The 20,482-nt window shown below is 73.3% G+C and carries 21 protein-coding genes; 5 read left to right on the top strand and 16 right to left on the bottom strand.

The genetic code is table 11. The features are described 5' to 3' along the window. Positions 1–162: 162 nt before the first annotated feature. Positions 163–1,185, bottom strand: coding sequence for an amino acid ABC transporter substrate-binding protein (locus tag AVJ23_RS21155; RefSeq protein WP_084794855.1), 1,023 nt, complete (start codon positions 1,183–1,185; stop codon positions 163–165). Positions 1,186–1,457: 272 nt separating this feature from the next. Between AVJ23_RS21155 and AVJ23_RS21150 the strand changes: the two genes are divergently transcribed. After that, positions 1,458–2,126, top strand: a complete 669-nt coding sequence (locus AVJ23_RS21150; protein WP_058864227.1) for a ParA family protein — start codon at positions 1,458–1,460, stop codon at positions 2,124–2,126. After that, positions 2,123–2,431: a hypothetical protein gene (locus tag AVJ23_RS21145; protein WP_058864226.1), complete on the top strand. Its 309-nt coding sequence runs from the start codon at positions 2,123–2,125 to the stop codon at positions 2,429–2,431. The genes AVJ23_RS21150 and AVJ23_RS21145 overlap by 4 nt, the downstream gene beginning before the upstream one ends. Before the next feature lie 41 nt (positions 2,432–2,472). Here the strand turns inward: AVJ23_RS21145 and AVJ23_RS21140 are convergent, their stop codons facing one another. The 3 genes from AVJ23_RS21140 to AVJ23_RS21130 form a co-directional block, all read right to left on the bottom strand. Beyond that, positions 2,473–3,504, bottom strand: a complete 1,032-nt coding sequence (locus AVJ23_RS21140; protein ID WP_058864225.1) for a replication initiator protein A — start codon at positions 3,502–3,504, stop codon at positions 2,473–2,475. Between the two features lie 449 nt (positions 3,505–3,953). Further along, positions 3,954–6,266 carry a YbcC family protein gene (locus AVJ23_RS21135; RefSeq protein WP_084794852.1) on the bottom strand — a complete coding sequence of 771 codons (2,313 nt, stop codon included), beginning with the start codon at positions 6,264–6,266 and terminating at the stop codon, positions 3,954–3,956. A gap of 3 nt (positions 6,267–6,269) precedes the next feature. Further along, the gene (locus AVJ23_RS21130; RefSeq protein ID WP_058864224.1) at positions 6,270–7,841 is read right to left on the bottom strand and encodes a proton-conducting transporter transmembrane domain-containing protein; all 1,572 of its coding nucleotides are present in this window, start codon (positions 7,839–7,841) and stop codon (positions 6,270–6,272) included. Positions 7,842–7,942: 101 nt separating this feature from the next. On the opposite strand from AVJ23_RS21130, the gene AVJ23_RS21125 reads away from it, so the two are divergent. Then, positions 7,943–8,812, top strand: coding sequence for a LysR family transcriptional regulator (locus AVJ23_RS21125; protein ID WP_058864239.1), 870 nt, complete (start codon positions 7,943–7,945; stop codon positions 8,810–8,812). 52 nt (positions 8,813–8,864) lie between these two features. Here AVJ23_RS21125 and AVJ23_RS21120 read toward each other — a convergent pair whose 3' ends face one another. The 9 genes from AVJ23_RS21120 to AVJ23_RS21080 all read right to left on the bottom strand — a co-directional run bounded on the left by AVJ23_RS21120 (position 8,865) and on the right by AVJ23_RS21080 (position 17,296). Then, positions 8,865–10,562: a proton-conducting transporter transmembrane domain-containing protein gene (locus AVJ23_RS21120; RefSeq protein ID WP_058864223.1), complete on the bottom strand. Its 1,698-nt coding sequence runs from the start codon at positions 10,560–10,562 to the stop codon at positions 8,865–8,867. After that, a complete protein-coding gene (locus AVJ23_RS21115; protein ID WP_058864222.1) occupies positions 10,559–12,031 on the bottom strand; it encodes a complex I subunit 5 family protein in 1,473 nt (490 codons plus the stop codon). The genes AVJ23_RS21120 and AVJ23_RS21115 overlap by 4 nt, the downstream gene beginning before the upstream one ends. Further along, complete coding sequence (locus AVJ23_RS21110) at positions 12,028–13,458, bottom strand: complex I subunit 5 family protein (RefSeq protein WP_084794850.1); 1,431 nt, start codon at positions 13,456–13,458, stop codon at positions 12,028–12,030. The genes AVJ23_RS21115 and AVJ23_RS21110 overlap by 4 nt, the downstream gene beginning before the upstream one ends. After that, a complete protein-coding gene (locus tag AVJ23_RS21105) occupies positions 13,448–13,834 on the bottom strand; it encodes an NADH-quinone oxidoreductase subunit K (protein WP_058864220.1) in 387 nt (128 codons plus the stop codon). The genes AVJ23_RS21110 and AVJ23_RS21105 overlap by 11 nt, the downstream gene beginning before the upstream one ends. Beyond that, positions 13,831–14,736: a hydrogen gas-evolving membrane-bound hydrogenase subunit E gene (gene mbhE, locus AVJ23_RS21100; RefSeq protein WP_058864219.1), complete on the bottom strand. Its 906-nt coding sequence runs from the start codon at positions 14,734–14,736 to the stop codon at positions 13,831–13,833. The genes AVJ23_RS21105 and mbhE overlap by 4 nt, the downstream gene beginning before the upstream one ends. After that, a complete protein-coding gene (locus AVJ23_RS21095; RefSeq protein ID WP_058864218.1) occupies positions 14,733–15,023 on the bottom strand; it encodes a cation:proton antiporter in 291 nt (96 codons plus the stop codon). Before AVJ23_RS21095 ends, mbhE begins: the two co-directional genes overlap by 4 nt. Continuing rightward, positions 15,020–15,268, bottom strand: a complete 249-nt coding sequence (locus tag AVJ23_RS21090; protein WP_058864217.1) for an MrpF/PhaF family protein — start codon at positions 15,266–15,268, stop codon at positions 15,020–15,022. Before AVJ23_RS21090 ends, AVJ23_RS21095 begins: the two co-directional genes overlap by 4 nt. Continuing rightward, complete coding sequence (locus tag AVJ23_RS21085) at positions 15,268–15,852, bottom strand: Na+/H+ antiporter subunit E (protein WP_058864216.1); 585 nt, start codon at positions 15,850–15,852, stop codon at positions 15,268–15,270. The genes AVJ23_RS21090 and AVJ23_RS21085 overlap by 1 nt, the downstream gene beginning before the upstream one ends. Before the next feature lie 553 nt (positions 15,853–16,405). Beyond that, the gene (locus tag AVJ23_RS21080) at positions 16,406–17,296 is read right to left on the bottom strand and encodes a LysR family transcriptional regulator (RefSeq protein WP_058864238.1); all 891 of its coding nucleotides are present in this window, start codon (positions 17,294–17,296) and stop codon (positions 16,406–16,408) included. A gap of 116 nt (positions 17,297–17,412) precedes the next feature. On the opposite strand from AVJ23_RS21080, the gene AVJ23_RS21075 reads away from it, so the two are divergent. Continuing rightward, positions 17,413–17,922, top strand: coding sequence for a lactoylglutathione lyase family protein (locus tag AVJ23_RS21075; RefSeq protein WP_058864215.1), 510 nt, complete (start codon positions 17,413–17,415; stop codon positions 17,920–17,922). Positions 17,923–17,960: 38 nt separating this feature from the next. Here the strand turns inward: AVJ23_RS21075 and AVJ23_RS21070 are convergent, their stop codons facing one another. Continuing rightward, entirely contained in the window at positions 17,961–18,755 is a 795-nt protein-coding gene (locus AVJ23_RS21070) for an anti-sigma factor family protein (protein ID WP_058864214.1), read from the bottom strand. A gap of 11 nt (positions 18,756–18,766) precedes the next feature. Continuing rightward, entirely contained in the window at positions 18,767–19,276 is a 510-nt protein-coding gene (locus AVJ23_RS21065; protein ID WP_058864213.1) for a sigma-70 family RNA polymerase sigma factor, read from the bottom strand. A gap of 235 nt (positions 19,277–19,511) precedes the next feature. Here AVJ23_RS21065 and AVJ23_RS21060 point away from each other — a divergent pair, with 235 nt between their 5' ends. Continuing rightward, positions 19,512–19,844 carry a hypothetical protein gene (locus AVJ23_RS21060; protein WP_058864212.1) on the top strand — a complete coding sequence of 111 codons (333 nt, stop codon included), beginning with the start codon at positions 19,512–19,514 and terminating at the stop codon, positions 19,842–19,844. An 8-nt stretch (positions 19,845–19,852) separates the two neighbouring features. Here AVJ23_RS21060 and AVJ23_RS21055 read toward each other — a convergent pair whose 3' ends face one another. Then, the gene (locus AVJ23_RS21055) at positions 19,853–20,458 is read right to left on the bottom strand and encodes a tyrosine-type recombinase/integrase (protein WP_058864211.1); all 606 of its coding nucleotides are present in this window, start codon (positions 20,456–20,458) and stop codon (positions 19,853–19,855) included. Positions 20,459–20,482 lie beyond the last annotated feature (24 nt).

Here is a 20,482-nt window from a genome sequence, read left to right as displayed (position 1 = left end):
TGTCCGCTCCGAAAATTTCAACAAGGTGCTGGCCGCTTGCGCGGGAATGTCCCTGTTGTTCCGCGCGAATGGGGCGGAAATGCGGAGCGAAACCGGCCATTTGACCGGCATTCCGGGTCTCGGGGCGGATCCGGAGGGGGGAGCGGGCCCCCGGCCCCTGCCCTAGCGGAAGGGTGGCGCGTACATCAGCCCGCCCTCGGTCCACAGCGCGTTCAGCCCGCGCTTGATGCCGATGGGCGATTCCGCGCCCAGGTTGCGGTCGAAGACCTCGCCGTAATTGCCCACCTGCGCGATCACCTGCGCCGGCCAGCCCGCGGCCAGCCCCAATGTGCCGGCCTCGCTCTCGGCGCCGTTCAGCAGCAGCTGCACCGCCGGGTCGGGGCTGCTCTGCATCTCGGCCAGGTTGGCACGGGTGACGCCCAGCTCCTCGGCATTGATCATGGCGAACAGGGTCCATTCGACGATATTGGCCCATTCGGGATCGTCCTGCCGCACCGAGGGGCCCAGCGGCTCCTTCGAGATCAGCAGCGGCATCACGTAGGCGGTGTCGGGCGCGGCCAGCGCGCTGCGGATGCCGAAGAGCTCGGACTGGTCCGAGCTGAGCGCGTCGCAGCGCCGGTTCTGGAACATCAGCACGGCGAGATCGGTCTCGTCCATGGGCATCGGCTCGAAGGCGAGATCGCGCGCGGCGAAGATCGTCTCGAGGTTCAGCGCATGGGTGGTGGCGGTCTTGTAGCAGATCCGCTTGCCGTCCAGGTCCTCCAGCGTGCGGATCCCGGCATCGGAATGCACCAGGAAGCCTTGCCCGTCGTAATAGCTGATCCCGGTGAAGGTCAGCTCCAGCGTGGTGTCGCGCGCATAGGTCCAGGTCGTGTTGCGGATCAGCACGTCGACCTCGCCGTAGCGCAGCGCGTCGAACCGGTCGGCATTGGACAGCTCGACGAACTCCACCTGATCGGCATCGCCGAACACCGCCGCCGCCACGGCGCGGCACATGTCCACGTCGAGCCCGCTGCGCGTGCCGTCCGGCGCGGTCTGGGAAAAGCCGATCGCCTGGCCCGAGACGCCGCAGACCACCTCGCCACGCAGCCGCACCGCGTCGAGCGTCTCGCCCGCCCGGGCAGGCGCGGTAGCCCCCGCCGCAAGGAGGGCCAGCAGCGAAAGCAGGGAAAGGGATCTGTGCACGTCGCGTCTCCTCGGGATCGCAGCGGCCCGGGGCGCGGGCCGGACGGGATGTCGCCGCGAAGCTTGAGTCGCAAAGCCGGGCCCGTCAAGGGCGCTCTCATGGCGCCTTCGGGGGGGTGTTCCCGGGCCCGGACGGTCCCGGGCGGGTCACCGGAATTACCCGGTATTTTTGCTTACCAGGTAATTGTAAATACCGGGTCATCGGAATGACTGGATTTTTCCACAAATCCGGTTAACCTGCGCACAGGAAAACAATAAATCGAGCGGATCCCATGCCTGTCATCGTCATCGCGTCGCCCAAGGGCGGCGCCGGAAAATCCACGACCGCCGTGCTCCTGGGCACCGAGCTGGCCCATGCCGGCGCCGAGGTCACCTTTCTCGACTGCGACCCCAACGGCTCGCTCAGCCTCTGGGCCACGCGCGCCGACCTGCCGCCGCGCATCACCGTGCTGGGCGACGTGGACGAGTCCGGCATCATCCGGAGCATCCGCTCCCATGACCGCGACGGCAGCGTGGTGATCGTCGACCTGGAAGGGGTGGCCTCGCGGCTGGTCTCGCGGGCGATCTCGCAGGCCGACCTGGTCATCACGCCGATGCGCGCCACCACGCTGGACGCCACGATCGGGGTGCGCGCGCTGACCCTGATCGCCGAGGAGGAGGAGCAGCTCGACCGGGCCATCCCGCACGCGGTGGTCTTCACCATGACCCGCGCGATCCGCTCCAAGCAGCATACCGGGATCGAGGCCAGCCTGGCGGGGCAGGGGGTCGACATCATCGAGCCCGCGCTGATGGAGCGCGCGGCCTTCTCGGCGCTGTTCGAGTTCGGTGGCGACCTGCGCAGCATCCCGCGGCAGGGCAACATGGAGGGCGCGCAGGAGAATGCCGGCGCCTTCGCCCGGGCGGTCTACCAGCGGCTCGGCGCCCGGAAGCAGGCGGCATGACCGACAAGCCCGCCTTCAGCATCGATGTCGGCGATCTCAAGCGCCGCGACAAGGCCGACACGCCCGCCACGGTGGAGCGGCTGGACCGCGCCGCCGACACGCTGGGCTTCGTCGAGCGCAGCCCCCGCAAGCGGCGCGGCCGCCCGCCCAGCCCGCGCACCGGGCAGGTCCATGCCAAGGTGCTGCCCCCCGTGGCGCGCCAGATCTCGGCCGAGGCCAAGCGCCGCGGCGTGCAGCAGGGCGTGCTGATCGAGGAGGCCTGGGCGCTCTACTGCGCGGCCAACGGGATCGACCCCGAGGCCTGAGCTGCCCGGGATTACCCGGTATTTTCGATTACCGGGTAATCCTAATCCGTCCCCGCGCGCTTGCGGCAGAAGCCCAGGAAGGCCGCGTCGAGGCTGCGCGGCGGCTCGGTGCGGGCATCGGCGAAGCCGCGCCATTCCTCGTAGAGCCGGTAGATGTCCAGCCCCGGCGCGGCGCGGCGCGCCTTCTCGACCAGCGCCGGCGCCGGCGTGGCCGGCAGCCCCAGCGCCAGTTCCAGCTGGCCGCGGGCAAAGCCCGGCCGGCGGGCGCGGAACACCACCTGTGCCCCGTCCAGCGCGATGTCGTAATCGGGGATGTGCCCGTCCTGCGCGATCTGCTTGAGAAAATACTTGAACTTCTTCTCGGGCGAGTTGCTGCCGACCTTCTTCTGCAGCTTGTCCAGCCCGATGCGGAAGGGCCGGCCCTGGTCGCCCACATGCTTGCGCGCCAGCTCGTAGATGCGCCGCTCCAGCGGCCGGCGCAGCCGGAAATAGCGCGGGTTGATGGTCAGCACCTCCATGCTGCGCACCGCGCGGAAGGTCCAGTCCGAGACCTTGATGCGCACCTGGGTCATGCGCCCGAACACGCTTTCCTCGCCATCGGAATCGCGGCGGGTGATCTCGTAGGCGTCGATCAGCCCGAAGCCGCGGGTCTGGCGGTGGTCGCCGGTGGGGATGTCGGTCTTGATCGTCGTGCCGCGCAGCCGGTCCAGCGCGTCCTCGAAGCGCTGGTAGCTTTCGCGGTTGGTGCGCCAGTTGGTGGCCACCATGACCTCATGCGCGGTCATCTCCACCCAGGGGCCGATCTCCTCGCCGGAATTGAGCTGATGGACCAGCTTGGAGATGCAGTAGAGCAGGATGTCCTTGTCCATGATCGTGGCCAGCCCCTTGCCCGAGGGCACCACCATGACCCGCTTGCCCTCGTGGCGATATGACAGCTCGCGCATGTCGGGCTTGACCGAGAGCGAGAAGACCGGGTGCTCCATCGAGACCATGTCGTCCTTCGGCGCCGCGTCCGAGACGTCGAGGATGAAGAAATCACGATTCGGATGGCGGTCAGGCAACAGGTCTCCCATGCCCCGGAGCCTAGCGGCCCTTCGTCGGTCTGGGAACCGGGATTCGTCGATCAAGGAACCGGGCGGGGGCGGTTTTCTTCGTCGGTCTGGGAACCTTCCAGGCCTGTGGATAACTCGCGCTTCCGGGGCCGGGGCTCTTCGCCCCTCTGGGAACCGGGGATTCGCCCCTCTGGGAACCGATCTTCGCCCCTCTGGGAACCGAAATCGGAAAATGAACGTTGTTTCATGTAAAAAAAACAAAGGCTTGTAACATATTCAAAACTCGCGTAACTTATTAACACTTTATTTAACACTAGAGCGCGTACTCAAAACCTGTGGATAAGTGCCGGATCCCGGACCCCTCTCCCGGGTGTGACACGCCCGAAGAAAAGGGGGCGAACCTCCCGGCAAGGCCCGCCCCCCGACAGCGAAGAGAAGGGCAGGTCCGCGACGACCTGCCCCCTCCATCCTCACTCCGCGTCGAGCGGGCGGATCTCGATCCAGCCATTGGCCACGAGATCGTGCAGCCCGGGGCTGGCTTCCAGCGCGGTCTCGATCAGCGCCTGCGGCGCGGCGATCCGCACGGCCAGGCGCAGGGGTTCGTGCATCTTGCGCGCGCCCAGCCCGAGGCTCTGGTCCGAGGGGCCGCCGCGCAGGGTGCCGGTGATGCCGTCCAGCACGCCGATCCCGCCCATCACGTTCTGCACCAGCTTGTTGCCGCCGCCGAAGGCCTGCGGGGCCACCCGGGCGCCGAAATACTGCAGGTTGATCCAGGCCGCCACGAGCACCGGGCCCGAGAGGATGTCGGTCAGCCAGCGCCCCTCGGGATCCTCGGACGCGTCATAGTCATGCAGGAAGGCCCGCCCGTCCAGCGCCACGCCGCGGGTCCGGGCGCGCGGGGCGGCGATGAACCAGTGACAGCCCGCCAGCCCCCATTCGGGGCGGGTCTGCGACCAGTCGGCGCCGCGCGTGGCCAGGTTGCCGTCCTGCGGGAAGAGCAGCGCGCGCTCGGTCCGGGTGATCTCGCAGGCCGCCTCCAGCGCCGCCCGGATCCGGGTCAGCGGCTGGTCCGCGCGCGGCCCGATCGTGTCGGCCTCGAACAGGGTGACACGGTCGGCGGTCGTGTCGTGCAGCCCGGCGCGGAACACCGTGGCCTCGGGGATCTCGAGGCCGCGCGCGCGCAGCCCCGCGCGGATCGGCGCCTCGTTCAGCAGCCCCGCCAGCACGCGGGCATTGACCGCGCCGTCATGGCCGCCGCAGGCGCCGCATTGTACCAGCCCGGCCTGGGCATCGTTGGTCACCCGTGCCGCGTGGCCCACGAAGATCACCACCGGGGCGAACGCCCCCGTCAGCCCCATCGCCCGGAGCGCGCCCTCGGCGGCGTCCAGTGCCGCGGGGCTGTCCGGGGCGAGCGCCAGCACCGGCTGGGGGCCGGGGGCGTGCTCCGGCTGCCGGCGCGACAGCGAGGCGCCCAGCAGCGGGCCCAGCCGCAGCGGGCCGGCCGCCTCGACGAAGGCGAAGCTCGACACCGCGGCGCGCGAGAACCGCGCCACGGCGCGGCCCAGCCGGCCCTGGATGCGCCGATGGGCGGCATCCTCGTGCCGGGTCTCGGCGGCCAGCGGCGGGGTCAGGATGACCGGGCTGCGCGCCTCGCGATCCTCGGGCGTCAGGCCGCAATGCTGCAGCGGCAGGCCGAAGAAGCCGGCCGCGCCATGGGTCCGGATGCCCGGCGCGACGCTCTCGATGGCGCGCCGCAGCCGCTCCGAGCGCACGTCGATGCAGAACACCATCTGCGCCTCGCAGGGCACCGGCTCGGCCGGGGCGGGGGTGGCCGCGTGCAGCCGCGCATCCAGCTGCCGCGCGGTGGCGATCTCGGCGGCGCGCAGCCAGATCGCGTCGACCAGGTGGTCGGCACGCGGCGTGACGGGGCTGCGATGGGCCTCGAGCGCGGCCTGCCAGCCGCTCTCGACCGCCTCCGCGTGGCGGGCGTGCAGCGCCTGTTCCCAGACCAGCCGGATGGTCAGCAGCTCGGTCAGCGTGGTGTCGCGCGCCTCGCCCAGCTCGGCCTCCCACAGCCGGTAGCGGCCCAGCCCGGCCCAGCCGCCCAGCTCGCAGAGCAGCCGGTGGAAGACCGAGGGCGCGGCGGCGTGGTCGATGCCGAGCGCCACGCAGGCATCGCCGAGCGCGCGCCAGTGATCCTGCCGCGCCGCCGCCACCATGGACGAGAACCCTTCGAGCCCGTGGATCTCGGGGGTCAGGTCGCGCAGCGCCCAGTCCCGCCAGGCGCTCCAGGCCCCCTGCTGCGGGCCCGTGGCGCCCCAGAGCGCCTGGCCCTCGTCGAAATGGCCCTGCGCCCAGGCGCCGATCCGCTCGGTCACCAGGCCCGGCCAGTCCCGCCCCGAGACCCCGGCGGCCAGCTCGGCCATCGTGGGGATCGGCAGGGCGGGCGGCGGGGTCAGCGCCAGCGCCTCGATCAGCGCCTCGGGCGCGGGCCCGTCCTCGGGCGCGATCTCGGCCCGGGCGGCCTGCAGGTCGGCGCGGGTGATCTCGCCCGCCTCCAGCCGGGCCTCCCAGCCGGCGCGGTCGGGAAAGATGCGGATCCCGGCGGCGCGCTCCATGCGGGCCGCGGTCTGCGCGATGGGCGTGTCCTGCACGCCGTGGAACGGGTTCACCGCCACCGCGCGGTTCAGCGGGAAGAGCGGGGCCACCCGGCGCGCCGCCGCCTCGGCGGCGCCGATCAGGGTCAGCAGGTCGGGCGAGAAATCCTGGTGCTGGATGAACATGGCTCAGATCTCCTTCTGGGGGGCGGGGCGGGGGGTGCTCCAGGCACCGACCAGCCGGTCGGTCAGGGCGTTGAGGTAGAAGCCGTTGGCGATGTGCACCCGCAGGCCGCGCGCGGCGGGGTGATGCGCCCAGGCCGGCAGCAGGGCCTGCAGCAGGGCGACCGCGGCGAAGCTGGCCAGGGCCAGCACGATCAGCGCCCATTCCAGCGCGCCGGCTTGCGGCGGCGGCGGCAGGGTACCGGCGGCCAGCGCCCCGGCCAGGGCCTGGAAGGCGAAATAGCCGGCGGCGAACAGCGCCGAGGCGCGGGCCGTGGCGATCCCCAGCGCGCGCGGCGCGGCATCGGCCAGCCCCTGCGCCACCAGGTAGCCCACGCCCAGAACCAGCATCGCCCCCAGCGCCACCGCCTGCGGCGGCTTGCCCGCCAGCCCCAGCGGCAGGCCGACCAGTGCGTAGATCGCCACGGCGATGCCCATGGCCAGGCCCACGTTGCGCAGGCTGGGCACCGCGACCGGCCCCAGCCGGCGCGCCGCCATCACGGCCTGCCCGGCCTCGGCCACGCGCAGGAAGGCATGCGCCTTGTAGAGCGCGTGGGCCACCACGTGCAGCAGCGCCAGCGGGAACAGGCCCAGCCCGCATTGCAGCACCATGAAGCCCATCTGCGACACGGTGGACCAGGCCAGCGCGGTCTTGGCCGCGGCCTGGGTCAGCATCACCACCGCGCCGAGCAGCGCCGAGAGCCCGCCCAGCGTGACCAGCGCGGCCATCACCAGCGGCGCGCCCAGCAGCAGGTCGGCGAAGCGGATCAGCAGGAAGCCGCCCGCGTTCACCACCCCGGCATGCAGCAGGGCCGAGACCGGGGTCGGCGCCTCCATGACCTCGGTCAGCCAGCCATGCGCCGGGATCAGCGCCGATTTCAGCAGCGCCGCCAGCGCCAGCGCGGCGACCGCGGCCTGCGCGGCGGGGGGCAGCGGGCCTTCGGCGGCGGCCTCGGTGATCGCGGCGATCTCGGAGGTGCCGAAGGCCAGCACCATCAGCACCAGCGCCGCGGCCAGCGCCGTGTCGGCGCCGCGCGCCACCAGCATCTTCTTGCGGGCCGCGCGCCGGGCGCCGGGCCGGTCGGGATAGAACATCAGCAGCCGGTTCACCCCCAGCCCGGTCAGCGCCCATCCCAGCGCCAGCTGGGCCAGGTGCCCGGCGCTGACCAGCAGCATCACCCCGGCCAGGGTCAGCGCCATCCAGAAGGCGAAGCGGCCCTCGCCGGGCTCGCCCTGCAGATGGGTCGCCGAAAAGCGCAGGATGACCCAGGCCAGCACGCTGGACAGCCCCATCAGCGTGACCGAGACCATGTCGAGCCGCACCGACAGGCCGATCTCGCCCAGCCCCAGCACGGGCGAGGTCACCGGGCCCTCCAGCAGCAGCGTCACCGCCCCCGCGAGGGCCAGCAGTACGGCCAGCAGCGCCGCGCGCTCGGGGCCGCGGGGCGGGGTCGCGGGCATCCCGGTCTCGCGCAGGCGCAGCGCCCCGGCCAGCAGCAGGGCGGCGGGGGCCAGCAGGATCATCCAGGCCAGGTACATCGCTCAGTCTCCTTGTTCGCGGGTCTTCGGGGGGATATGGCGCAGCGCAATCGTTTTAAAAAATACATTGATTACTGAAAATCATTCGGTTAAACCGAATGATGGCCGAGCTCAACTACAACCACCTGCGCTATTTCCAGGCCGTCGCGCATGAGGGGCACCTGACCCGCGCGGCCGAGAAGCTGAACCTGTCGCAATCCGCCTTGTCGAGCCAGATCAAGGCGTTGGAGGCGCGGCTGGGCCATGCGCTCTTCGAGCGGCGCGGCCGGGCGCTGCACCTGACCGAGGCGGGACGCATCGCGCTCGACCATGCCGACGTGATCTTTGCCGCGGGCCGCGACCTGGTGGACACGCTGGGCCAGACCGGGCTGGTGCGCCGGGCGCTGCGGGTTGGCGCCGAGGCGACGCTGTCGCGCAATTTCCAGATGCGCTTCCTCGCCCCGGTGGTGGGGCGCAGCGATACCGACCTGATCCTGCAATCGGGCCGGCTGGGCGAGCTGCTCGAGGCGCTCGGCGCGCATGCGCTGGACGTGGTGCTGTCCACCGTGCCACCCCCGGCCGAGCGGCCGGGCGGCTTCACCGCGCACCAGGTGGCGCAGCAGCCGGCGGCCTTCGTGGGCACGCCGGGCCGCGTGGCGGGCGGGCTGGCCGAGATGCTGGGGCGCGAGCCGCTGATCCTGCCGGCGCGCGGCTCGGCGATGCGGCACGGGTTCGACGCGCTCGCCGACCGGCTGGGCCTGCGCTGCGCGGTGGCCGCCGAGATCGACGACATGGCGATGATGCGGCTCTTGGCGCGGGCCGATGCCGGGGTGGCGCTGGTGCCGCCGGTGGTGGTGGCCGACGAGCTCTCGGCCGGCACGCTGCTGGCGCATCCCGACCCGACCGGGCTGACCGAGACCTTCTGGGCGATCACCCGGCCGCGGCGCTTCCCGCACCCGCTGCTGCGCGGGCTGATCGCGGATTTCGCCTGAGACCCGGTCTGCGGCCGGGTCCGCGCGCGGCGGCGGGCCCGGCCCGGGGCGCTCAGCCCTCGCCGGTGACGGGGGCGGGCGGCGCGCTGACCGGGGCGGGGCCCGCCGGGGCCAGCGCCATGACCAGCGCCAGCGCCGCGGCCACGCCCAGGATCGCCAGCGCGCCGCGCTCGGGCCGGGCCACGGCGCCACGGCCGCGGCGCACCACCAGCGTGCGGCCGCGGCGCGGCGGTGGCGGCAGGGCCAGCACCGGGGCGGGGCGCGGTGCCGCCTCGAACAGGCCCAGGAGCTCGCCGGCTTTCGGCGGGGCCAGGCGCAGCCCGAAGCTCCGCACCAGCGCCAGCGCCGCCAGCGCCAGCGCCGCGGCCAGGCCCGGCGGGACCAGGTCGGCCGGGTCGGGCGCCGCCGCGGCCCCGCCCGGCAGCAGCCAGGGCGCGGCCAGCACCAGCCCCGTGGCGCCCAGCCAGGGCAGGGCCACGTCGCCGGCGGTGTCGGGCTTCTGCGGCGCGTCGGCCAGCAGCCACAGGGCGCGCAGCATCAACAGCGCCGTGCCCAGGCTCGCGGCGAAGAGCGCGGTGCCCAGCCAGACCTGCCAGCCCGCGGGCGCGGCCTCCAGCGCCTCCTTCAGCGCCGTCTTGGCGATCGCGCCGCTGGTCGCGGGCAGCCCGGCCAGCGCCAGCGCCAGCAGCGCCAGCGCGGCCAGCAGCGCGGCGCGCAGCGCCCCGGGCGCGGTGCTCCAGACCGCCGGCACGCCGAGGAACAGCGCCGCCTTGGCAAAGGCGTGATGCACCGCCAGCAGCAGCACCGCCGGGCCCAGCAGCGGCCAGGCGGCGGGCGCGGCCAGCCCCGCGGCCAGCCCCAGCGCCATCAGGCTCATCTGCCCGATGCTGGAATAGGCCAGCACCGCCTTGGCCTCGGCCTGCACCAGCCCCAGCGCCGGGGCCAGCACCAGCCCGGCCAGCGCCATGGCGGCCAGCCCCGCCGCCGCGCCCGGCAGCGCCGCGCTGCCCAGCGGCAGCACGGTCATCAGCCCGAACAGCCCGGCCTTCAGCATGGCGCCCGAGAGCACGGCGCTGGCCGGCGCCGGCGCCGCGGCATGGGCCAGCGGCAGCCACAGGTGCAGCGGCACCGCGCCCAGCTTGACCAGCAGCCCCGCGGCCATCAGCGCGGTGGCCAGCGCCGGTACCTCGGGGCCGGCCATGGCGGCCAGCCGCGTCTCGCCGGTGGCGAAGGCGCCCAGCGACAGCCCGGCGAAGAGCGCCAGCTCGCCGGTCACGGCAAAGCCGATATAGACCCGGCCGGCAAAGACCTGCGCCGCGCCGCCGCCCTGCAGCACCAGCCCCCAGGAGGCCAGGCTCATGGCGGCGAAGAAGCTGTAGAAGGCGGCGATGTCCTGCGCCACCAGCAGGCCCAGGTTGCCGGTCATGGCCAGCAGGAAACAGGCCAGGAAGCGGTCGCGCCCGGGCGCGTCGCGCAGCAGCCGCAGCGCCTGCCAGCCGGCCAGCGCCCAGAGCGCGGCGGTGAAGCCCAGGAAGGGCCGCGCGGTGTCGGTCAGGGCAAGCTCCGTGCCCAGCATCAGCCAGTCCAGCGTGACCGGCGCCGGGGCCGGGCTGGCCAGCGCGGCCGCCAGCGCCGGCAGCGGCGCCAGCGGCACCAGCGCGCGCAGGGCGGGCCGCGCCTGCGGCACCAGCAGCAGGGCCAGCAGCACCAGCGGCGCGGCCGGGACGATCCAGAGCGGAAGCGCGATCATAGGTACTCCAGCGAGACGATGAAACGGGTCCAGCCCAGCGGGCTGAACGGGGCATTGGCCAGGAGCCCCGCGGCCAGCACGAAGCCCGCGGTGACGGCCGGCGGCACGGCCAGCATCCAGCCGATGCGGCGCTTGGGCACGGCGTCCGCGGGCGGGTCGCGGAACCAGGCCCGGTAGAGGATGGGCAGGAAATAGGCGGCGTTCATCAGCCCCGAGCCGGCCAGCAGCGCGATCACCGCCGGCTGCCCGGCATCCAGCCCGCCGGCGCCGAGATACCACTTGGAGATGAACCCGGCCAGCGGCGGCACCCCGATCATCCCCAGCGCGCCCACGGTGAAGGCCAGCGTGGCGCCGGGCATCAGCCGACCCATCCCGTCCATGCCGCTGACCGTCTTGACGCCGCGCCCCTCGGCGAAATTGCCCGCCGCCAGGAACAGGGTGATCTTCATGATCCCCTGGTGGATCAGATGCGCCAGCCCGCCCACCGCCGCCAAGGGCGAGATCAGCGCCACGCCCAGCGTGATGTAGCTGACCTGGCTGACGGTGGAATAGGCCAGCCGCTTCTTCAGGTCGTCCTGGCGGAGCGCCCGGAACGAGCCCCACAGGATCGTCGCCCCGGCCAGCGCGGCCAGCGGCGCGGCCAGCCCCAGCCCCTGCATGGTCTCGACGCCGTAGACGTCGTAGACGATGCGCATGATGCCGTAGGCGCCGGACTTGACCACCGCCACCGCGTGCAGCAGCGCGCTGACCGGGGCGGGGGCCACCATCGAGACCGGCAGCCAGCCATGCAGCGGCACCAGCGCGGCCTTGACGCCGACCCCCGCGATCAGCAGCACGAAGATCGCGGTCACCGCCACCGGGTGGGTCTGCGGCAGATCGCCCAGCACGCCGCGCGGCGCGAAGGGCACGGCGCCGGCCAGCGCGTAGAGCCAGGCCGCGCCCAGCGTCAGCGCCAGCCCGCCGCCCAGCGTGTAGACCAGGTAGATCCGGCCCGCCCGGTGCGCCTCGGCCGAGCCGCGATGCACCACCAGCGGCCAGGTCGCCAGGGTCAGCAGCTCGAAGAACACCACGAAGGTGAACAGGTTGCCGGCCATGGCGATGCCCACCGTGGCGGCGACGCAGAGGCTGAAGAAGCCGAAGAAGCGACTGCGGTCGGTGCCGCCCTCCAGGTAGCCCACCGCGTAGAGCGTGGTCAGCAGCCACAGCACCGAGGACAGCGCCAGGAAGAGCACCGACAGCGCGTCGGCCTTGAGCTCCAGCGCCAGGCCCGGGGCGATCTCCAGCCCCAGCCCGAACTCGGCGCCCTGCGCCACCGAGAGCGACAGCCAGGCGACCAGCCCCAGCTTGAGCGCCGCCGCGGCGAGGTTCACCGCGGTGCGCAGCCGGCTCCAGTCATCGGGCATCGCCAGGATGGCCGGGGCCACCCCCAGCGAGGTCATCAGGATGGCAAGCGGCAGAAGTTCGGTCATGTCAGCGTGGTCTCCAGGAGCGCGAAGGGCAGGGCAGAGGCAAGGCCGAGCGCCAGCGCGCCCACCGCCAGCCCCAGGGCGGCGACATCGCCCATGTGCCAGGCCGGGCGGCGGGCGCCGGGCGCCACGTGCGGGCCGCCGCGCAGGCAGCGCGACACGACGCGCGACAGGTAGGCGGCCGACAGCACGGTGCCGGTCATCACCAGCGCCACCCAGATCCAGGCCTCGCGCGCGATCAGCCCCTCGATCAGCACCCATTTGCCGACGAAGCCGGCGGTGGGCGGCAGGCCGATCAGGCTGACTGCGGCGATGGCAAAGGCGAACTCGGCGGCGCCGGGGCGCAGCTCGGTGCGGTTCAGCCCCGAGATCCGGTCATGGCCCAGCTCCTCGGCGATGCGCCCGGCGGCGAGGAACATCGCCGCCTTGGCCAGCGCGTGGCTCAGCATCAGCAGCGCCGCGGCCTGCCACAGCGTGCTGTCGGCGGGGTTGCCCGCCACGCCGAGCGCCAGCGCGATCAGCCCGATCTGGGCCACGGTGGAATGCGCCACCAGCAGTTTCAACCGCTCGGCGCGCAGCGCGTTCCACGCCCCCCAGAGCATCGCGCCGCTGCCGGCCACGGCCAGCGCCGCGCGCGCCGGCGCGATCCCGGCGCCGCCCTCGAGCGACAGGCGCAGCGCCACGTAGAGCGCCGTCTTGACCACCAGCGCCGAGAGCAGCGCCGAGGCCGGCGGGGCGGCATTGGCATGCGCCGCCGGCATCCAGAAATGCAGCGGGAAGAGCGCCGCCTTGACCGCCAGCCCGGCCAGCACCAGCGCCAGCGCGATGCGCCCGCGCATGGTCTCGACCAGCGCCGGCACGGCCGCGAGATCGACCCGGCCGGCCTCGGCATAGGCCAGCGCCACGCCCAGCAGCAGCAGCAGGCTGCCGGCCAGCCCGGCGCTGAGATAGTCGAAGGCGGCGCGCAGCGCGCGGCGGCTGCCGGTCAGCGCGGTCAGCCCCACGGCGGACAGGCCCAGGATCTCGAAGGTGACGTAGAGGTTGAACAGGTCGTCGGACAGGAACAGCGCGTTCATCGCCCCCAGCGTGGCCAGCCAGAGCGGCCAGAAGCCGCCCGCGGGCGCGGGCCGGCCGGGTGCGGGGCGGCCCATGGCCTGCAGTGCCACGGCGCTGCCCACCAGCGCGGTCATGCCGATCATCAGCGCGGCCAGCCCGTCGGCGCGCAGGGTGATGCCCAGCGGGGCCTCCCAGCCGCCCAGCGAGGTCTCGCGCGCGCCATCGGCCAGCAGGGCGCGCGCCAACAGCGCGGCAAAGCCGGCATTGGCCAGGGTCGCGGCCATGCCCAGCGTCGCGGCGGCGCGCGGCGCGGCCGCCGCGGCCAGTGCGGCGAGGAAGGGCAGGGTGACCAGCAGCGAGGTCTCAGTCACCATCGCGCGCCCCCAGCCGTTCGGCCAGCGCCATCAGCGCGGCGGTGACCGCGACCAGCACCACGATGCCGGTCAGCACGAAGGCCTGCGGCACGGGGTCGGCCGCCGCCTGCAGGAAGCCTGCGCCGGCCGTCTGCGGCGTGTCTTGCCCGGCGGCGCGCGTCAGCGTGTCTCGCCCGGCGGCGAGCGTCGACGTCTCGCGTCCGGCCGCGAGCATCAGCGTCTCGCGCCCGGCCGCGAGCATCAACATCGCGATGCCCACCGCCAGCACGTTCAGCGCCATGATCCGGCGCAGCGTGTCGCCGCAGGTGGCCAGCCGCCACAGCGCCAGCCCGATCAGGCCGGCGCCGGCGGCGGGGTAGATCAGATCGGGTGTCATCGTGCGGATCTCCGTCCGTATCCGGTGAAAAGCAGGCAGAGCGTGGCGGCGATGGACAGGGTCAGCGCGCCCTCGATGGCGATGATCCATGCCTTGGCCTGGCCGTCGGGATAGCCCAGCAGGGCGCCGGTCACGGCCTGGCTGGCCAGCGCGGCCAGGGTGAAGACCGCCAGCCCCGCCAGCGCCAGCGCGGTCAGCGCGCGCCGCAGCACCCGGCGGTCGACCCGCACGCCGCCCAGCACCAGCGCCAGGCCCGCGCCGGCCAGCACCGCGCCGGCCTGGAAGGCGCCGCCCGGGGCCTCCGCGCCCTGCCACAGCAGGTGGCCCGCCACGAGCACCGCCACCGGCACCACGATGCGGGCGAAGGGCTGCACCAGCGCGCCCAGCTTGTCGGGGATGACGCGGGGCGGCGACAGGGTCATCACCAGCAGCAGCGCCACGACCAGCACGGCGATCTCGAGCAGCGTGTCCCAGGCGCGGAAGTTCAGCAGCACTGCGGTGACCGGGTTGGACACGCCGCTGTCTTCCAGCGCCGCGGCGACCCGCGGCGGGTAGAGGCTCTCGGCCGGGGCGGTGGCAAAGGCCCAGAGCAGCGCCGCCGACAGCACCGCCGCCCCCAGCGCCGCGGCCGCGGCCTGGGCGGGGGCGGGCGGGCGGGCGCGCAGCGGGCCCAGCCGCCGCGCGCCGCGCAGGAACAGCGCCCCGGTCAGCCCGGCGCCGATCGCGGCCTCGGCCAGCGCCACGTCGGGCGCGCCCAGCCGCAGCCAGGACAGCGCCACCAGCAGCCCGGTCAGCATGAAGGCGGCCACCGTGCCGGTGCGGTCGCGCAGGGTCAGCGCCAGCGCGGCACAGCCCAGCACGCCGAGCGCCAGCGCGGCATCGAAGAGGACGACCGGGCTCATGCGGCGGGGCGCCGCATCAGCCGGCGCGCGATCAGGTGGCCGATCGTGGCGCCCGAGACCGCTACCAGCAGCGCGCAGAGCCCCAGCGGCAGCAGCGCGGCGGGCGTGTCCGACAGGCAGGCCGCCCCCAGCGCCACCAGCGCCAGCCCGGCCGTGTCGGCCTTGGTCAGCGCGTGCAGGCGCGACAGCGTGTCGGGCAGCCGCCACAGCCCCAGCGCGGCAAACAGCAGGAAGCCCACCCCGGCGGCGATCATCGCGGTGCCCAGAAGCGTGGCCACGAGGCTCATGACGACCGCCCCCCCAGCGCGACGAAGGCCAGCCCGGTCACCGCGGCCAGCGCCGCGAAGACCAGCGCCATGTCGTAGAGCGCCGGCGTCCCGGTGGCGGCGCCCAGCAGGATGATCGTGGCGATCGTGCCGGTGCCGGCCAGCTGCGCGGCGGCGATGCGGTCGGCGGGCCGGGGCCCGAGGATCAGGCGCGGCAGGCTGGCCAGCGTCGCCAGCAGCGCGCCCAGGGCGAGGAATTCGAGCATCACGTGCGGGTCTCCTTGGTATCGGTGGTCAGCCCGTAGAGCCCGGCGATCCGGGCCTCGAGCGCGGCCAGCGCGGCGCGGGTGGCCGGTCCGGGGTCGAGCGCGTGCACGATCAGCACCTCGCCCTCCAGCCGCGCGGTCAGCGTGCCGGGCAGCAGGGTGATCGCCACCGCGAAGAGCCGCCGCGGCCGGCCCGGCGGCAGCGCGGTGCGCCAGGTCAGGCAGCCGGGGCGCAGGCGGCCGGGGCGCAGGCTGGCCCGGCACACGTCCCAGGCGCCGCGCAGCACGCCGCGGATGGCGAAGCCGGCAAAGCGCAGCACGCCCGGGGCCGACAGGTGCGGCGGCGGGTTGGCCGGCAGCAGCAGCGTCGCGCCGGCGCCCAGCAGCACCGTCGGGCCGCCCACCACCCAGCTGGCCGGGTCGTCCCAGTGCAGCCCGGCCCAGAGCGCGGCCAGCGCCGTGCCGGTGACCAGGAAGCTGCGCAGCCGGCCGCTGCGGGCCGGCGTCTCGGGGCGGGGGCGCGCGGCGGGCAGCGGCGGGCGCGGGGTATCGGCACACGGCCAGAAGTCGTGGCGGACGTTCATCGGACCTCCTGCGGCAGCGGCGAACACGGCTGTTTCAGGGGATCCGACATCGCAACCGGCTGCCGCGCGGTTGCCAGAGGGGCCCGGACCCGTCGGTCCCGTTCCCGGGACCGTCATGGCGGGGCGTGGCGCCCGGCCATGTCTGGTTAAAGAACGCCCGGGCGGGCCGTTTCATCCCCTTGGGGGGACAAAAAAACGGGGCCGGCGCAGGGCCGGCCCCGAAACGGGACGGAGCAGCCGAGGGACACAGGGCAGGGCTCCGCCATTCAGACAGACACGCGGCGCGCCGCAGGGCGACCCGTCCGCGCAAGGGGCAGGATGTCGGCAGGGCCCGGACGCTCCCAAAGAAGGCCTTGCACGCCGGACCGATCGGCCGGACCTCCTTTCCCGTCGCGGGGGCCGGGGCACCTGTCCGACATCCATGGAGCAATTACGCGTCAGCGCGCGGCTTCATCCCGGCCCGGCCGAAAAAATCCGCCGGCCCGTATCCTGGCCCCGTGCCCCGGCCTGTCGCCGGGCTGTCCTTTGGCCCGTTTGCCGGTGCCGGCTCGCCTCAGGCCAGCCGGCCGGCGGCCTGCGCGATCAGCCGGCGGGCATGGTGCAGCCGGGCCGGCAGCGGGCGGCCGCGCCGGGCGGCCAGCCAGAGCGGGTGCCAGCGCCGCTCGGGCAGGGCCACGATCGCCAGCCGGTCGCGCGCCGCGAAGGCCTCGACCCCGCTGCGCGGCAGCAGCGTGTAGCCGATCCCCTGCGCGACCGGGGCGGGGATCTGGCCGATCTGGTTCACATGGGCGCGGATCCGCATCCGGTCGGCGCCGGGATAGCTGCCCGGGAAATTGGCCTGCAGCAGGTCGTCGGCATAGGCCGCGCCGTCTGGATGGGCGATGAAGCCGCGCGCCTCGAGATCGGCGAACCCGGCCGGCGGCGTGGCCGCCGCGGCCGGCAGCACAAGGCAGAGCTCCTCGCGGCCGAGCGGTTCCGCCTCGAGCCGGGCATGGCCGGGATCGGCGCCCAGCACGGCCAGGTCGAAACGCCCGTCCAGCAGGCCCGCGCGCAGATCGGCCGCCGGGGCGGCCTGCAGCTGCACCACCAGCTCGGGCGCGTCGCGCATCCAGCCCATCAGCACCGGGCCCAGCAGCATCGCGAAACTGCCCGAGCAGGCGATGCGCACCGTGCCGCGGTCGCGGTCGTCGCGCGCGATCGTCTCGCGCAGGCGCTCCTCCTCGGCGCGCCGCGCCCGTCCCAGCGCGAAGACCGTCTCGCCCGCCGGGGTCAGGGTGAAGCGCTTGCCCTGCCGCGCGATCAGCGGCTGGCCCAGCTGGTCCTCGAGCTTGCGCAGCTGCTGCGACACGCCCGGCTGGGTCATGTTCAGTCGCGCCGCGGCGCGGGTGAAATGGCCGGTTTCGCACAGCGTGGTGAAGGTCTCGAGCCAGGTCGCGTTCAGCATGGAATCAGAATGCAGCGTTATGATCTGCATTCAAGATGATAATTTCACATCCGCACCGGCGCGCCATAGCTGGGGCGTGACAGACCACCCCCCAGATCACGAGGCGGAGCGATCCCATGAGCCAGACACAGACCACCACCCCGCGCAGCTTCTCGCATATCGGCCTCTCCGTGCCCGATCTCGAGGCGGCGGTCGCCTTCTATTCCGAGGTGCTGGGATTCTACGTGGTGATGCCGCCCTCCGAGGCGGTCGAGGATGACAGCGCCATCGGGCAGATGTGCACCGACGTGTTCGGCCCGGGCTGGGCGCGGCTGCGCATCGCGCACCTGGCCACGGCGGACGGGATCGGCATCGAGATCTTCGAGTTTCCCGACAATTACGCGCCTGCCGAGCGGCTCGAGCACCGGCGCCACGGCACCTTCCACTTCGCGGTGCAGGATCCCGATGTCGAGGGGCTGGCGGCGCGCATCGTGGCCGCGGGCGGCCGCCAGCGCATGCCGGTGCGCCACTACTACCCGGGCGAGAAGCCCTATCGCATGGTCTATGTCGAGGATCCGTTCGGCATCGTCTTCGAGCTCTACAGCCACAGCTACGAGCTCACCTATTCCGCCGGCGCCTATGCCTGAGGCGGCGGGACCGGGCGGCGCGCCGCCGCCCGTCCCGGTCAGATGTCGCGGGCCAGCGTCGAGGCGACCGTCTCGATCGCGGCCTTGTCCTTCTGGCCGATCAGCGCGAAATCGATCCGCGGCGTGCTCCAGTAGCCCACCGCGCGGTCGGGATAGTCGACCATCTGCAGCGGCGCCAGCGGGCGGTTGTCGGGATGCCGCGCCAGGATCAGCGAATAGCGCGCGCCCTCGGGATCCTCGTAGATGAACTGCGCCAGCGGCCCTTCCTTGGTGCCCAGGAGCCGGGCGCCGACCAGCGTCAGGTCATGCGGGCCGAGATCGGGCGCCGCGACCGGCACGCCGATCTTGAGCGAGAACCATTCCGCCGCGCCGGTGACCGCCTCGCCGGTGAACTCGACCGGACGGACGAGATCCTCGGCAAAGACCTGGTGCGCGCCCACCGCCTCGGAGACGTATTCCGGCACCAGGGGCGGCTCGGGCGCCCAGGTGTCATGCCCCCACCAGCCGAAGGCGACCAGGGCGCAGGCCGCGGCCACCTGGGCGCCGCCGCGCAGCACCGGGCCCAGAACCGGGGGGCGTTTCGGGGCGAGCCGCCGGTGCATCGCCCCGGCCAGCCGGCGCTGCAGGCGCACGGTCTTCAGCGGCACGGGGCCGGTCTCGGCGATCTCGTCCAGGGCCTTGCCCAGCAGGTCCTTCTGGCGCCCGTAGGCCTCCAGCTCGGCCATGGCCTCGGGATCCTCGGCCAGCCGGGCCTCGATCTCGGCCGCTTCCTCGGGGCCCAGCTCGCCGTCGAGATAGGCGTTCACGTCGATCCTGTCGGTCGTCGGGGTCATCGGGTCTCTCCTCACACCACCAGCTTGAGCCGGGAGGGTTTCATGGTGCCGACGATCCGGCGCAGCGCCGCGCGCCCCCGCCCCAGCCGGCTGTAGAAGGTGCCGAGCGGCAGGTCGAGCGTGCGGGCGGCCTCGGCATAGCTCATCTCCTTGAGGGCCACGAGCACGATGGGCTGGCGCTGCGCCTCGGGCAGCTGCTCGAGCGCGTCCAGCACCTGCTGCAGCTCGATGCGCCGGGTCGGGTCGGTCTCTTCCACCGGGTCGGGCAGCATGAGCCGGGCATCCTCGCGCACCTTGGCGCGGCGGCGTTCGCTGACATGCGTGTTGTGCAGGATGCGGAACAGCCACACGCGCATGTCCGATCCCGGCTGCCAGCTGTCGGCCGCGGCGATGGCCTTGGTCAGCGTGTCCTGTACCAGGTCCTCGGCCGCGTCCGGGTTGCGCGTCAGAACGAGCGCGTAGCGCCTGAGGCTCGTCACGTACTCCGACAATCTGCGCTCGAGTTCCGCGCGTGCATCCATGTCATTCCCCCTTGTCTGCATGGTCAATTACGTTCCACGCGAAACTTTCATCCCTCGCGGGGCGAAAAAAATTTCGTGACCGGGCGCGCCGGGCGGGGCGGGATGAAATTCCGGCCCGGCGCGTATGTGGATGACAACGACCGGGACAGGCCCGTTGCGCCGTCCCCGGCCCCCTGGCGGGGGTGCGGGCGGCCGGGGGATCGGTTCCGGGGGCTTTCACCAAGGAGGATCATCCATGTTCAAGCGTCTTTTCGGAACCGCCGCCGGAACCCGTGCCGCGCCCGGCCCCGTGGCGGGGCTGCGCGAGCGGGTCGAGAGCTGGCGGTTCCAGCGCGACGTGGCGGCCGTCACGGCGACGCTGGACCGGCTGTCGGACCGCCAGCTGGCGATGATCGGCATGCGCCGCGGCGAGCTCTTCGAGGCGGTCTCGGACATGATGCTGCGCGCCGAGGAAGAGCGCCGGATCGGCCGCGAGGTCGTGGCGCTGCTCGAACGTCCCCGCGCCGCGCCGGCGCCGGCACCCGCTGCCGAGGATCTCGCGGAGGACCGCGCCACCGCCGCCGCCTGAGCCGGGGCTCAGCCCCACATGCGGGCCGCGATGTCGCGCTCTTCCCGGCCCACCGCGTCGGCATAGATCGCGGTGGTGCTGAGCTGCGCGTGGCCCATCCATTTCTGCAGCAGGTTCAGCGGGATGCCGCAGGCGATGGCCTGCACGCCGAAGCCGTGCCGCAGCCCCTTGGGGCTGCGATGCGGCGCGTCGGGCAGGCCGGCCTCGATCATCACGCGCTTGACGATCTGCCAGATGCGCACCCGGCTGACCGGCCAGATCGGCGCGTTGGCCTGCCGGCGCGACCGCTGCGCCGCGCGCAGCCCGTGCGCGGTGTCCAGCGTGTCGAGGCAGCCCGGCGGCACCGGCACGCTGCGGAACACGATGCGCGGCCGCCCCGCGGCATCGCGGCGCTTCTTCAGGCTGCGCAGCGCGATCACCCCCTCGGACAGGTCGACCCGGGCGGGCGTGATCTCGCGCAGCTCCGAGGGCCGGCAGCCGGTCCAGTGCAGCACCTCGCAGAGCGTGCGCTCGCGCGCCACCTGCTGCCGCGCCGCGGCCAGGAAGGCCGCGCGTTCCGCGGCGTTGAGATAGAGCCGGTGCCCGGCCCGGTCATGCAGCCGCATCTCGCCCATCCGAACACTCTACCCGGAAACCGT

Source organism: Pseudoponticoccus marisrubri (genome assembly GCF_001482405.1).
Lineage (GTDB): Bacteria > Pseudomonadota > Alphaproteobacteria > Rhodobacterales > Rhodobacteraceae > Pseudoponticoccus > Pseudoponticoccus marisrubri.
The sequence above is the reverse complement of the archived record's forward strand: the minus strand, read 5'-3'. Positions and strand labels throughout refer to the sequence as shown.